General features: G+C 73.9%; 10 protein-coding genes. 2 read left to right on the top strand and 8 right to left on the bottom strand.

The window, feature by feature from the left end:
• Window positions 1–6: 6 nt before the first annotated feature.
• The 8 genes from ABD158_RS07035 to ABD158_RS07000 all read right to left on the bottom strand — a co-directional run bounded on the left by ABD158_RS07035 (window position 7) and on the right by ABD158_RS07000 (window position 10,399).
• Window positions 7–1,128 (bottom strand): uroporphyrinogen-III synthase, encoded by a 1,122-nt coding sequence (locus tag ABD158_RS07035; protein WP_344005544.1) that lies wholly within the window; start codon window positions 1,126–1,128, stop codon window positions 7–9.
• Between the two features lie 82 nt (window positions 1,129–1,210).
• Window positions 1,211–1,576, bottom strand: a complete 366-nt coding sequence (gene nirD, locus ABD158_RS07030; protein ID WP_344005542.1) for a nitrite reductase small subunit NirD — start codon at window positions 1,574–1,576, stop codon at window positions 1,211–1,213.
• Window positions 1,573–4,149, bottom strand: coding sequence for a nitrite reductase large subunit NirB (nirB, locus tag ABD158_RS07025; RefSeq protein ID WP_344005540.1), 2,577 nt, complete (start codon window positions 4,147–4,149; stop codon window positions 1,573–1,575). Before nirB ends, nirD begins: the two co-directional genes overlap by 4 nt.
• Window positions 4,146–5,558, bottom strand: a complete 1,413-nt coding sequence (locus tag ABD158_RS07020) for an FAD-dependent oxidoreductase (protein ID WP_344005539.1) — start codon at window positions 5,556–5,558, stop codon at window positions 4,146–4,148. The genes nirB and ABD158_RS07020 overlap by 4 nt, the downstream gene beginning before the upstream one ends.
• Entirely contained in the window at window positions 5,555–7,627 is a 2,073-nt protein-coding gene (locus ABD158_RS07015; protein WP_344005537.1) for a molybdopterin oxidoreductase family protein, read from the bottom strand. Before ABD158_RS07015 ends, ABD158_RS07020 begins: the two co-directional genes overlap by 4 nt.
• Window positions 7,627–9,120 carry an MFS transporter gene (locus tag ABD158_RS07010; protein ID WP_344005535.1) on the bottom strand — a complete coding sequence of 498 codons (1,494 nt, stop codon included), beginning with the start codon at window positions 9,118–9,120 and terminating at the stop codon, window positions 7,627–7,629. The genes ABD158_RS07015 and ABD158_RS07010 overlap by 1 nt, the downstream gene beginning before the upstream one ends.
• Window positions 9,121–9,624: 504 nt before the next feature.
• Complete coding sequence (locus tag ABD158_RS07005) at window positions 9,625–9,861, bottom strand: hypothetical protein (RefSeq protein ID WP_344005533.1); 237 nt, start codon at window positions 9,859–9,861, stop codon at window positions 9,625–9,627.
• A 205-nt stretch (window positions 9,862–10,066) separates the two neighbouring features.
• Window positions 10,067–10,399: a GIY-YIG nuclease family protein gene (locus tag ABD158_RS07000; RefSeq protein WP_344005531.1), complete on the bottom strand. Its 333-nt coding sequence runs from the start codon at window positions 10,397–10,399 to the stop codon at window positions 10,067–10,069.
• A 560-nt stretch (window positions 10,400–10,959) separates the two neighbouring features.
• On the opposite strand from ABD158_RS07000, the gene ABD158_RS06995 reads away from it, so the two are divergent.
• Together ABD158_RS06995 and ABD158_RS06990 are read left to right on the top strand one after the other, a co-directional pair.
• Window positions 10,960–11,322, top strand: a complete 363-nt coding sequence (locus tag ABD158_RS06995; protein ID WP_344005529.1) for a DUF485 domain-containing protein — start codon at window positions 10,960–10,962, stop codon at window positions 11,320–11,322.
• Window positions 11,319–12,914 (top strand): solute symporter family protein, encoded by a 1,596-nt coding sequence (locus ABD158_RS06990; RefSeq protein WP_344005527.1) that lies wholly within the window; start codon window positions 11,319–11,321, stop codon window positions 12,912–12,914. The genes ABD158_RS06995 and ABD158_RS06990 overlap by 4 nt, the downstream gene beginning before the upstream one ends.
• Window positions 12,915–12,932 lie beyond the last annotated feature (18 nt).

The following is a 12,932-nucleotide window of genomic DNA, read 5'->3' as shown; positions in this document are numbered from 1 at the left end:
GGGTGCTCAACCGGGCGGGGCGTCCAGCGCCAGCCGGTATCCCCGCTTCACCACCGTCTGGACCGCCCGGGTGCCGATCGCCGCCCGCAGCCGCGCCACCGCCATCTCGACGGCGTGCTCGGAGCCCGCGGTCCCCGACGGCAGCGCCGCCAGCAGCTCGCGGCGCGACACGACGGTGCCGGGGTTGACCACCAGCGCCGCCAGCACGGCGTACGGCGCGGGCGAGAGGTTCACCGCCGCGCCGTCGAGCGCCACGGACTCGCCGTGCAGCAGCAGCGTGCGGCCGGCGACCGCCAGCGTCGTGCCGCTCGAGCGCGAGGGCAGCTCGGTCTCGAGCTGCTTGACCATCGCGGCCAGCCGCGAGCGCTCGGGCCAGATCGTCGGCACGCCCCACATCTCGAACGCCGCCGCCGTCACCGGGCCGACGCACGCCGCGAGCACGTCGGCGGTGAACGCGCTGATCACCTCGTCGCGGCGACCGACCGAGGTCGCGGCCTCCATCAGGGCGGCGACCGCGGGCGCCGAGGTGAAGGTGACCGCGTCGAGACGGCGCTCGGCGACCTCGTCGATCAGCCCGAACATCGGGCCGGGGTCCTCCGCCGAGGCCACCCGGTAGACGGTGACCGTCGTGACGTCGGCCCCCTGTCGGCGCAGCGCGTGGGCGGCCATCGACAGCGACTGCCCGTGCTCCTGCACCACGATCCGCGAGCCGGTGAGGTCGCGGCCACGCAGGTGCTCGAGCACGTCGTCGAAGGCCTCCGACTCCGGCGCCCACAGCTCGCGGAGCCCGCGACGCCGCAGCGCGCCGACGCTCTTGGGCCCGCGGGCGAGGATCTCCGCCCGCCCGAGGTGGGCCAGCAGGTCCTCGAGCAGGCCCCACGACTCGGCGGCGTCGAACCAGGTCCGCATCCCGATGCCGGTGGTGGCCAGGAACAGGTCCACCGGCGAGGCGAGCACGTCCTCGGTCGCGGCGCGCAGCTCGGCGTCGTCGACCCGGTTGGGGTCGCTCGACAGCGCGGGCGCCCAGTGGGTCGACGCCCCGCGGCGCTCGAGCATGGCGATCTGGTCCTCGACCTTGCGGGCCGCGGTCACCCCGATGCGGAAGCCGGCCAACGGCAAAGCGCTCACGCCCCCATCCTCCCGTGCCGCCTCGCCCGCCGGCGCAGCCGCCGGGTCGGGCACCGGGTCGGCCACCGGGTCAGCCACCGGGTCAGCCACCGGGACCGGGCTCCGGCGCGGCGACCTCGACCACCCCGTCGACCACGCGCACGGCGTACGACGCGACGCGGACCTCGGGGTCGTCGAGGCAGACCCCGGTCCGCAGGTCGAAGGGCTGCTTGAGCATCGGCGACGCCACGAACGGCACGTCGCCGCGCGTGCCGACGATGCCGCGCGCGAGCACCGAGGCGCGGCTGAAGGGATCGACGTTGTCGAGGGCGTACACGGCGTCGTCGTGGGTGCGGAACACCGCGACGGCCCGACCGCCGACGAGGGCGGTCACACCGCCCTCGACGTCGATGCGCGCCAGGGGGCAGACCGTCGTCCAGGTCGTCGTGGCCCCGGGGGCGGCGGTCATCGGGGGGCCCCGACGGCGATGGTCGCGCCGAGGTCGACGGGACCCTCGTGGAGCAGCGGCTCGGCCTGCCCGCGGGTCGAGGAGAAGCTGATGTTGGGATCCGGCACGTCGGGGGCGTTGACGAAGGAGGTGAACCGGGCCAGCTTGTCGGGGTCCTCCAGGGTCGCGGCCCACTCGTCGAAGTAGGTGTCGACGTGCTGGGCCATCGCCGCCTCCAGCGCCTCCCCGAGGCCGAGGGCGTCGTCGACGACCACCTCGCGCAGCCGGTCCAGGCCGCCGTCGAGGCTCTCCACCCACGGGGCGGTGCGCTGCAGGCGGTCGGCGGTGCGCACGTAGTACATGAGGAACCGGTCGAGGTAACGCACCAGCGTCGCGGTGTCGAGGTCCTGCGCCAGCAGCCGGGCGTGCACGGGGCTCGCGCCGCCGTTGCCGCCGACGTACAGGTTCCAGCCCTTCTCGGTCGCGATGACCCCGAAGTCCTTGCCGCGGGCCTCCGCGCACTCGCGGGCGCAGCCGGAGACCCCGCCCTTGATCTTGTGGGGCGAGCGCAGGCCCCGGTAGCGCTCCTCGAGCATGATCGCCAGGCTCGTGGAGTCCTGCACCCCGTAGCGGCACCAGGTCGAGCCGACGCAGGACTTCACGGTGCGCAGGGACTTGCCGTAGGCGTGGCCCGACTCGAAGCCCGCGTCGACCAGCCGCCGCCAGATCGCGGGAAGCTGCTCCATGCGGGCGCCGAGCAGGTCGATGCGCTGCCCGCCGGTGATCTTGGTGTAGAGCCCGAAGTCGCGGGCGACCTCACCGAGCACGATCAGCTTGTCCGGGGTGACCTCGCCGCCGGCGATGCGCGGCATCACCGAGTAGGTGCCGTTCTTCTGGATGTTGGCGAGGAACGCGTCGTTGGTGTCCTGCAGGACCCGGGCGCCGGCCTCCAGGACGTGGTGGTTGAGCTGGCTGGCGAGGATCGACGCCACGGTGGGCTTGCAGACGTCGCAGCCGCGGCCGGTGCCGTGGGCGGCGAGGACCGCCGCGAAGCTGGTGTGGCCGTGCACGGCGATCGCGTCGAAGAGCTCCTGGCGGGTCATCGCGAAGTGCTCGCACAGGCTGCGGTCGACGACGCGGCCCTGGGCGGCGAACCAGTCCTCGACGATCGTCTTGACCACGGGCTTGCAGGACCCGCAGGTGCTGCCCGCGCCGGTGCAGCGGGTGACGCAGCCCGCGGAGTCGCAGGGCCCGTCCTCCCGGGCGACGGCGGCGACGATCTCCCCCTTGGAGACGTCGTTGCAGGAGCAGACCTGCGCCTCGTCGGGCAGGCCCGCGCCGAGCTCGGTCCCGCCGCCGCGGCCGGCGGGCAGGATCAGGTCCTCGGGGTTGTCGGGCAGCGCGATCCCCGACGCGACCATCGGCCGCAGGACGCCGTACGCCGACGCGTCGCCGACGAGGATCCCGCCGAGCAGGGTGCGCCCGTCCTCGGAGACGACGAGCTTCTTGTAGACCCCGGTGACCGCGTCGGCGTAGACCAGCTCGAGGGCGCCCTCGGTGGACGCGAACGCGTCGCCGAACGAGGCCACGTCGACGCCCATGAGCTTGAGCTTGGTGGACATGTCGGCGCCGGTGAACGACCCCGACCCGCCGACGAGGACGTCGGCGACGACCTCGGCCATGGCGTAGCCGGGGGCGACGAGGCCATACATCCGCCCGGCGGGCGCGGCGCACTCGCCGATCGCCCACACGTGGGGATCGGAGGTGCGGCACTGCTCGTCGACCAGCACGCCGCCGCGCTCGGCGACCTCGAGGCCGGCGGCGCGGGCCAGGGCGTCGCGGGGCCGGATGCCCGCGGAGAACACGACGAGGTCCGCCGCCACCGGCTCGGCGTCGGCGAGCGCGAGGCCGGTGACCCGGCCGCGGTCCCCGAGCACCGCGGAGGTGCGGGCGCCGGTGTGGACGGTGAGGCCGAGCTGCTCGACGTGGCGGGTGAGCACGGCGCCGCCGGCGTCGTCGACCTGCACCGCCATCAGCCGCGGCGCCATCTCGACGACGTGGGTCTCGAGGCCGAGGCGGGCCAGCGCGTCGGCGGCCTCGAGCCCGAGCAGCCCGCCGCCGATCACGGCGCCGACCCGGGCGCCCTCGTGGGCGGCGGCGTCGCGGATCGCCTCGAGGTCCTCGATCGTGCGGTAGACGAAGCACCCGTCGAGGTCTCGGCCCTCGATGGGCGGCACGAACGGGGCGGCGCCCGTGGCCAGCACGAGCGCGTCGTAGTCGAGGTCGCCCTCGGCGAAGCCGACGGTGCGGGCCTCGGTGTCGATTGCGGTGACCTCGGTGCCCAGCAGCAGCCGCACCCGCGGGTCGTCGTAGCCGCCGGTGGGCAGCAGCGAGAGGGCGTCGGCGCCGACCTCGAAGAAGGTCGTCAGCCCCACCCGGTCGTACGCCGGGCGCGACTCGTCGCCGACGACCACGACGTCGTGGGTCTCGGTCACGCCGCGCTCGATCGCGGCCTGCACGAAACGGTGGCCGACCATGCCGTGGCCGACGACGACCAGCCGCTGACGACGCTCGGACGGGGGGTGGGCGCTCATCGGGTTCCTCCTGAGGGGGTGAGCGGGCGGGACGCGAGCAGGGCGCGGACGTCGTCCGCGCACCCGCCGCAGCCGGTGGTGGCGCGGGTGGTGGAGCGGACGTCCTCGAGGGAGCGGCAGGCGCGCACGGCGCCGGCGGTGACGCCGGCGCAGGTGCACACCTCGGCGTCGTCGCCGAGCACGCGGGGCGCAGCGGGCCGGTCCCCGGCGAGCAGGGCGGCGGGCTCGGCGGGTCCGAGCACGGTGCCGCGGTCGTAGTGGCCGGTGATGAGCCCGACGCGGGACAGGTCGCCCACGAGGGTGGCGGCGACGATGCGGCCGTCGCGGACCACCAGCCGGCGGTGTGAGCCGACGACGGGGTTGGTGACCTCCACGACGTCGCCGACCGCGGTCAGCGGGTCGCCGAGCACCGCCACGTCGAGGTCGGTCGCGCGCAGGCGGGCGACCGGGCGGTGCCCGTCGTAGGTGAGGTCGCCTCCGGCGAGGCGGTCGGCGAGGACCGCGGCCTGCTCCCAGGCCGGCGGCACGAAGCCGGTGGTCACGCCGTCGTGCTGGGCGCAGTCGCCGATCGCGTGGACGCGGGGGTCGGAGGTCGTGAGGCCCTCGTCGACGACGACCCCCCGGCGTACCTCCAGGCCGGCACGGCGGGCCAGCGCGGTGGCGGGGCGGCCACCCGCGGTCAGCACCACCAGGTCGGTGGCCAGCGCGGCGCCGTTGTCGAGGACCAGCGTGGTGCCGTCGGGCCCCTCCACCAGGCGGGTGGCACGGGCACCGGTGTAGACCTCGGTGCCGAGGCGACGCAGGTCGCGGGCCAGGATCGCGCCGGCCGGTGCCTCCACGTGGGAGCGCAGGAGGTGCTCACCGCCCTCCACGACCTCGACGGCCAGGCCGCGCACGGCCAGCGCCCGGGCGACCTGGAGCCCGAGCAGGCCCCCGCCGACCACGACGGCGCGGCGGGCGGTGGGCACGGCCGCGTCGAGGCGGCGGCAGTCGGCGACGCTGCGGAAGGGGTGGACGCGGGGGTGCAGGGTCCCGTCGGGCCGGACCAGGCCCCGTACGGGCGGCAGCGTGGGGATCGCACCGGTGGCCAGCACGAGCCGGTCGTAGGGCACCCGCGCGGTGTCGGCGAGGACGACCTCGCGGGCGTCGCGGTCGATCTCGACCACGCGGACGCCGGGGCGCAGGTCGATCCCGGCGTCGGCGTAGGACCCGCGGGGGCGCAGGTCGAGCAGCGAGGGGTCGCAGGCGCTCTCGAGCACCGCCGACAGCAGGATCCGGTTGTACGGCGGGGCGTCCTCGTCGCCGAGCAGCGTCACGGCCGTCCCGCGGGCCGCGAGGCCCTCGGCGAGACGGACCGCGGCCATCCCCGCGCCGACCACCACCACGCCGGGGTCCGTCGCCGGGCTCATGCGCGCACCGCCGCGGCGCAGACCTTGAACTCGGGCATCCGGCTGGCGGGGTCGAGCGCGTCGTTGGTGAGCCGGTTGGCGCCGACCCAGTGGAACGGCACGAACACGGTGTCGGGCCGGATCGTGGAGGTGACCCGGGCGGGGGCCTTCAGCTCGCCGCGGCGGGTGGTGACGACCACGGGCTCCCCGTCGTGGGCGCCCAGCCGGTCGGCGAGCATCGGGTGCAGCTCCACGAACGGCCCGGTGTCGGGCAGGTCGCGCACCCGGCGGGTCTGGGCGCCGGACTGGTACTGCGCGAGCACCCGCCCGGTGGTCAGGTGCACGGGGTAGGCGGCGTCGACCGGCTCGGCGGGACCGCGGTGCTCGACGACGACGAAGCGGGCGCGGCCGTCCGGGTGGGCGAACCGCTCACCGAACAGGCGCGGGGTGCCGGGGTGCCCGGCGTCCGGGCAGGGCCAGAACAGGCCGCCGTCGGAAGCCGCGATCCGCTCGTGGCTGAGCCCGGCGTAGTCGGCGCGGCCGCCGGCCGAGGCGCGGCCCAGCTCGGCGAAGACGACCGCGGGGTCGGTCGACCACTCCCCCGGGGCGTCGAGCCGCTGCGCCAGGCCGGCCATCACCTCGAGGTCGCTGCGCACGCCGTCGGGCGGGGCGACGGCCCGCTGCCGCAGGAGGACCCGACCCTCCAGGTTGGTCATCGTCCCGGCCTCCTCGGCCCACTGCGTGACGGGCAGGACCACGTCGGCGAGCGCGGCGGTCTCGCTCATCACGAGGTCGCAGACCACGAGCAGGTCGAGGCTCTCCAGCCGCTCGGCGACGTGGGTCGCGTGGGGAGCGGAGACCACGACGTTGGAGCCGTGGACGAGCAGGGCTCGCGGGCCGCCGTCGGTGCCCAGTGCCTCGAGCAGCTCGTAGGCCGAGCGGCCCGGGCCGGGCAGGCTCCGGGGCGCGACGCCCCACACGGCGGCGACGTGGGCGCGGGCGGCGGGGTCGTCGATCATCCGGTAGCCGGGCAGCTGGTCGGCCTTCTGGCCGTGCTCCCGACCGCCCTGGCCGTTGCCCTGGCCGGTCAGGCAGCCGTAGCCGGAGTGGGGCCGGCCCGGCAGGCCCAGCGCGAGGGCGACGTCGATCCACGCCAGCACGGTCGCCGTGCCCTGGGCGTGCTGCTCGGCCCCGCGGGCCGTGAGCACGACCGCCGAGCCACGACCCGCCGAGCAGCCGGCGAGCAGGTCGGCGAGGGCGCGGACCTCGTCCGCGGCGACGCCGGTGACCCGCTCGACCCGCTCGGGCCACCAGCCGCTGGCCGCGGCGCGCGCCTGCTCCCAGCCCGTCGTCCGCGCCGCGACGTAGGCCGTGTCGACCGCGCCGCGGGCGTCGATCTCGTGCAGGACCCCGAGCGCGAGCGCGAGGTCGGTGCCCGGCACCGGCTGCAGGTGCACGTCGGCGCGCTCCGCGGTCGCCGTGCGGCGGGGGTCGACGACCACGACGGTCCCGCCGTTCGCGCGGCAGCGGTCGAGGTGACGGGCGGCGGGGGGCATGGTCTCGGCGAGGTTGGAGCCGACCAGGACCAGCACGTCGGCCCGCTCGACGTCGGCGAGCGGGAAGGGCAGGCCGCGGTCGATCCCGAACGCGGTGTTGGACGCCGAGGCCGCCGACGACATGCACCACCGGCCGTTGTAGTCGACCTGGCTGGTGCCGAGCGCCACCCGCGCGAACCGACCCAGCTGGTAGGCCTTCTCGTTGGTCAGCCCGCCCCCGCCGAAGACGGCGACCCCGTCGGGGCCGTGGGCGGCCTGCACGGCGCGGACGCCGTCGGCGACGCGGTCGAGCGCCTCGTCCCACGACACGGCCCGCAGCTCGCCGGAGGCGCGGTCGCGCAGCAGGGGCGTGGTCAGCCGCTCGCGGTGGCCGCGCAGCCCCGCGGCGGTCCAGCCCTTGCGGCACAGCCCGCCCTCGCTGACGGGGTGGCCCTCCCACGGGGTCACCTCGAGGGTGCGCCCGCCGCGACCGGGCGTGAGGACCATCCCGCACTGCAGGGAGCAGTAGGGGCAGTGCGTCGTGGTGCCGCTCATCAGATCCCGGCGTGCGCGAGGCTGTCGGGCCGCGTGCGGCGCAGGTAGACGGCGTAGGTGACGACGGCGCAGAGGACGTAGAAGGCGGTGAACGTGGTGAAGGCGACGATCGTCGCCGACCGGGGGTCGGCCACCCAGGGCGAGGAGAACGCGATCGGGATCAGGAAGCCGCCGATGGCGCCGACCGCCCCGATGACGCCGATCGCCGCGGAGGCCTCCGTGGTGCCACGGGCCAGGGCGGCGTACCGCTCGGGGGTGCCCTCGGCGGTCGCGCGCTCCGCCCGGGTGCGCCAGATGGCGGGGATCATCTTGTAGGTCGAGCCGTTGCCGATGCCGGTGCAGGCGAAGACGACGGCGAAGCAGACGAGGAACGGCGCGAACCAGGACTGGTTGTCGGTCGCGATCGCGGGGTCCGCGGTCGGGTTCGGCGTGAGCTGGAGCAGCGTCGCGAGCACGGCGAGGGTGAAGACGATCATCCCGGCGAAGGCGGCCAGGGTGACCCGTGCCCCGCCGTACCGGTCGGCCAGCCAGCCCCCGAGCGGCCGCGTCGCGGAGCCGATGAGGGCCCCGAGGAACGCGAAGTAGGCGAAGTAGATGCCGGTCCCGAGCGGGGCGGGCTCGGGCACCCAGAAGTTGAGGCGGATCAGCAACGGCATCGCGGCGGAGTAGCCGATGAACGAGCCGAACGTGCCGATGTAGAGGAACGCCATGATCCAGGTGTGGCGCTCGCGGAGCACGACGAGCTGCTCGCGCGGCTTCGAGACGGCCGTGCCGAGGTTGTCCATGAAGAACCACGCGGCGGCGGTCGCGACGAGGGCGAGGCCGGCGTACACGTAGCCGGCACGCTCGAGGCTGATGCCCGACGAGCTCGCCTGGACCAGCCCGAAGATGCCGGCCCCGCCGACGATGACGGGCAGGAAGAACTGGATCAGCGCGACCCCGAGGTTGCCGCCGGCGGCGTTCAGGCCGAGCGCGGCGCCCTTCTTGGCGGCCGGGTAGAAGAAGTTGATGTTGGCCATCGAGCTGGCGAAGTTGCCCCCACCGAAGCCGGCGGTGGCCGCGATCAGGCAGAACGCCCAGAACGGCGTGTCCGGGTCCTGCACCGCGACGGCGAACAGCAGCGTCGGGATCAGCAGCAGCGCCGCGGAGATCGCCGTCCAGTTGCGTCCGCCGAACGCCGGCACCGCGAGCGTGTAGGGGATCCGCAGCAGCGAGCCGACCAGGTTGGGCAGGGCGACCAGCACGAACAGCTGCTGGGCGCTGAAGTCGAAGCCCATCGAGACCAGGAACGCCGAGCTGACGCTCCAGATCAGCCAGACCGAGAAGCCGAGGTGCTCCGCGAAGACCGACCAGGCCAGGTTGCGCCGGGCGACCTGCTTGCCCCCGGACTCCCAGAACTCCGGGTCCTCGGGGCGCCAGTCGTCGATCCAGCGGCCGGTACGGCGTCCGCCCGCGGCGGACTGCGCGGCTCTCGGGTCGTCGATCAGGGTCATGCGGGCTCCTCGGCTCGGGGTCGTCCCGATCCTCCGCAGCCCGTGTGTCGCGCGTGTTGCGTCGCGCGTGAGCCCGGCGTCAACTTCCCCTCACGGCCTCACGCCCCGCACGACCTCACAACCCGACGACCGCCGGTCGAGCCGCTCCGAGCCCCGGAGGCGGTCGAGCAGGACCCAGACCCAGAGCTGGTCGAGCAGGACCCAGACCCAGAGGTGGTCGAGCAGGTCCGAGCCGCTAGGCGAGGACCGCCCGTCGAGACCACCCCGACAAACCCTCACCGAGGTCTCGACCGACGCTCACTCGCTGGCGCTCCCTCGCTGCTCGACCACCCACGACCGGTGGTCGAGCACGACCCAGACCCAAAGGTGGTCGAGCAGGACCCAGACCCAAAGGTGGTCGAGCAGGACCCAGACCCAGAGGTGGTCGAGCAGGTCCGAGCCGCTAGGCGAGGACCGCCCGTCGAGACCACCCCGACAAACCCTCACCGAGGTCTCGACCGACGCTCACTCGCTGGCGCTCGCTCGCTGCTCGACCACCCACGACCGGCGGTCAAGCAGGACCCAGACCCAGAGGTGCTCGAGCAGGTCCGAGACCCAGAGGTGGTCGAGCAGGACCCAGACCCAGAGGTGGTCGAGCAGGACCCAGACCCAGAGGTGGTCGAGCAGGTCCGAGCCGCTAGGCGAGGAGCGCCCGTCGAGACCACCCCGACAACCCCCACCGAGGTCTCGACCGACGCTCACTCGCCGGCGCTCGCCCGCTGCTCGACCACCCACGACCGGCGGTCGAGCAGCACCCAGACCCAGAGGTGGTCGAGCAGGTCCGAGCCGCTAGGCGAGGACCGCCCGTCGAGACCACCCCGACAAACCCTCACCGAGGTCTCGACCGACGCTCACTCGCTGGCGCTCGCTCGCTGCTCGACCACCCACGACCGTCGGGCGTCCGCCGTCAGTCCTCGTGCGGCCCGTCGCCGGCCGCTGCCCGTCGTCGGACGTGCGCGTGGGACTCGGCCAGCGCGGGCAGGCCGGCGTAGTCCCGCCGGATCAGCGCCTCCCGCTTGGCCCGGCTCCAGCCCTGGACCTGCTTCTCGCGAGCGAACGCGTCGTCGATCCGCGGGAACTCCTCGTGCCACACGAGGACGACGGGCCGTCGGTGTCGCGTGTAGACGGCACCCGTGCCGCTGTCGTGCTGGTGGAGCCTGGCCTCGAGATCGGTCGTGGAGCCCACGTAGTAGCTCCCGTCCGAGCACCTGACCATGTAGGCGAATCCCCTGCGGCTCACGGCGTCATCCTCCGAGGTCGCAGACCCGCGCACCAGGGGCTCCTCTGAGGCTGTGGACGACGCGTCGCGCGGGAGGTCGGAGGTCTCGACGGGCGCTCCCTCGCTGGCGCTCGCTCGCTGCTCGACCACCGACGGCCGGTGGTCGAGCAGGTCCGAGCCGCTGGGCGAGGACCGCCCGTCGAGACCACCCCGACAATCGCCCACCGAGGTCTCGACCGACGCTCACTCGCTGGCGCTCACTCGCTGGCGCTCGCTCCCTGCTCGACCACCGAAGACACGCGCACCGCCCGTCGAGACCACCCCGACAGCCCCCACCGAGGTCTCCACCGACGCTCACTCGCTGGCGCTCGCTCGCTGCTCGACCACCGAGGGCACGCGCACCGCCCGTCGAGACCACCGCTCCTCGCTGTCGGAGCACCCGACCGCGGGGCGGTCGGGACCGCTCGTCGCACGACTGCGACCGCTCGGCGCGTGGGCGGGCGTGATGCGTGCCACGTGACGGCGGTCACTCCTACGGTTCGAGCGCGAACGTCACCCAGCCCTGCCGAGGAGGCACGCCGATGGCGCACACCGAGAAGGACCCCGACGCGGGTCACTACCGCGCGGACTCCGCGCCCATCTACAAGGAGCTCCACGAGACACCGGAGTTCGCCGAGCTCCGCAAGCGCTACCGCGGCTGGGCGATCCCGGCCACCGTCGGGTTCCTCGTCTGGTACCTGCTCTACGTCGCCCTCTCCAACTGGGGCGGGGGCTTCATGGACATCAAGGTCGTCGGCAACATCAACGTCGCCCTGGTCCTGGGTCTGCTGCAGTTCCTGACGACCTTCGGGATCGCGTTCCTCTACGCGAAGCACTCGTCGAAGGCGCTCGACCCGATCGCCAGCAAGCTCAACGACCGCTACTACTCGGAGGCCGGGCAGTGAACCAGCAGCTCCTCACCACCGCCCTGTTCGTCGGGGTCGTCCTCCTGACGGTCGGCATCACGTTCGTGGCGAGCCGGCAGACCAAGACCGCCGCCGACTTCTACTCCGGCGGCCGCGGCTTCTCCGGCTTCCAGAACGGCCTGGCGATCGGCGGCGACTACATGTCCGCCGCCTCCTTCCTCGGCATCTCCGGAGCCATCGCGCTCTACGGCTACGACGGGTTCCTCTACTCCATCGGCTTCCTCGTGGCGTGGCTCGTCGCGCTGCTGCTGGTCGCCGAGATGCTGCGCAACGCCGGCCGCTACACGATGGCCGACCAGCTCGCCTTCCGGATGCGCCAGCGCCCGGTCCGCACCGCCGCCAGCGTCTCGACCGTCGTCGTGTCGATCTTCTACCTGCTCGCGCAGATGGTCGGCGCGGGCGTGCTGGTCGCGCTGCTCCTCGGTGTCGACAGCGGGGCGGTGAAGAACCTCGTCATCGTCGGGGTCGGCGCGCTGATGATCTTCTACGTCACGGTCGGCGGCATGAAGGGCACGACGTACGTGCAGATCGTCAAGGCCGTGCTGCTGATGGCGGGCTCGGCGCTGATCGTGTTCCTCGTGCTGCTGCGCTACAACTTCAACCTCTCGGCGCTGCTCGGCGACGCCGCGGAGAAGTCCGGCGCGGGCGACGCGTTCCTCGAGCCCGGCCTGCAGTACGGCGCGACGCTGACCTCGCAGATCGACTTCCTCTCGCTCGGCATCGCCCTGGTGCTCGGCACCGCCGGCCTGCCGCACATCCTGATCCGCTTCTACACCGTCCCCACCGCCAAGGACGCCCGCAAGTCGGTGCTGTGGGCGATCGGCCTGATCGGCGCCTTCTACCTGATGACCCTGGTCCTCGGCTTCGGCGCCGCGGCCCTGATCGACACCGACGCGGCCGGCGCGACCGGCAACCTGGCCTCGCCGCTGCTGGCCGAGGAGGTCGGCGGCGGGCCCGGCTCGCTGGGCGGCGCGATCCTGCTGGCGCTGATCTCGGCGGTGGCCTTCGCGACCATCCTCGCGGTGGTCGCCGGCCTGACGCTGGCGTCGTCGTCATCGGTGGCCCACGACCTCTACAAGGGCGTGTTCAAGAAGGACCAGCCCGTCACCGAGAAGGACGAGGTGCGGGTCGCCAAGCTGGCCGCCGTCGCCATCGGCGCGGTCGCGATCGTGCTGGCCATCCCGGCCCAGCAGCTCAACATCGCGTTCCTCGTGGCCCTGGCCTTCGCGGTCGCCGCGTCGGCCAACCTGCCGGCGATCCTGTTCAACATGTTCTGGAAGCGCTTCAACACCCGCGGCGCCTGCTGGAGCATCTACGGCGGCCTGATCGCCTGCGTCGGTCTCGTGATCTTCTCGCCCGTGATGTCGGGGGCGGAGACCTCGCTGTTCCCGAACGCCGACTTCGCGTGGTTCCCGCTCAACAACCCGGGCATCGTGTCGATCCCGCTGGGCTTCCTGCTCGGTATCGTCGGCACCCTGTCCGCCCGGGAGCCCTCCTCCGAGCGGCTCTACCCCGAGCTCGAGGTCCGCGCCCTGACCGGCGCGGGCGCGGAGGGCGCCGCCCAGCACTGACCGCTCGACCAGCAGGAC

It is taken from the genome of Nocardioides lentus (assembly GCF_039529515.1).
Taxonomy (GTDB): Bacteria; Actinomycetota; Actinomycetes; order Propionibacteriales; family Nocardioidaceae; genus Nocardioides; species Nocardioides lentus.
The sequence above is the reverse complement of the archived record's forward strand: the minus strand, read 5'-3'. Positions and strand labels throughout refer to the sequence as shown.

Excerpts from the sequence above, each read along its gene's own strand:
- ABD158_RS07015 (WP_344005537.1), bottom strand. The coding sequence starts at position 7,627 with ATGAGCGGCACCACGACGCACTGCCCCTACTGCTCCCTGCAGTGCGGG.
- ABD158_RS07020 (WP_344005539.1), bottom strand. The coding sequence starts at position 5,558 with ATGAGCCCGGCGACGGACCCCGGCGTGGTGGTGGTCGGCGCGGGGATG.
- ABD158_RS06995 (WP_344005529.1), top strand. The coding sequence starts at position 10,960 with ATGGCGCACACCGAGAAGGACCCCGACGCGGGTCACTACCGCGCGGAC.
- ABD158_RS07010 (WP_344005535.1), bottom strand. The coding sequence starts at position 9,120 with ATGACCCTGATCGACGACCCGAGAGCCGCGCAGTCCGCCGCGGGCGGA.
- nirB (WP_344005540.1), bottom strand. The coding sequence starts at position 4,149 with ATGAGCGCCCACCCCCCGTCCGAGCGTCGTCAGCGGCTGGTCGTCGTC.
- nirD (WP_344005542.1), bottom strand. The coding sequence starts at position 1,576 with ATGACCGCCGCCCCCGGGGCCACGACGACCTGGACGACGGTCTGCCCC.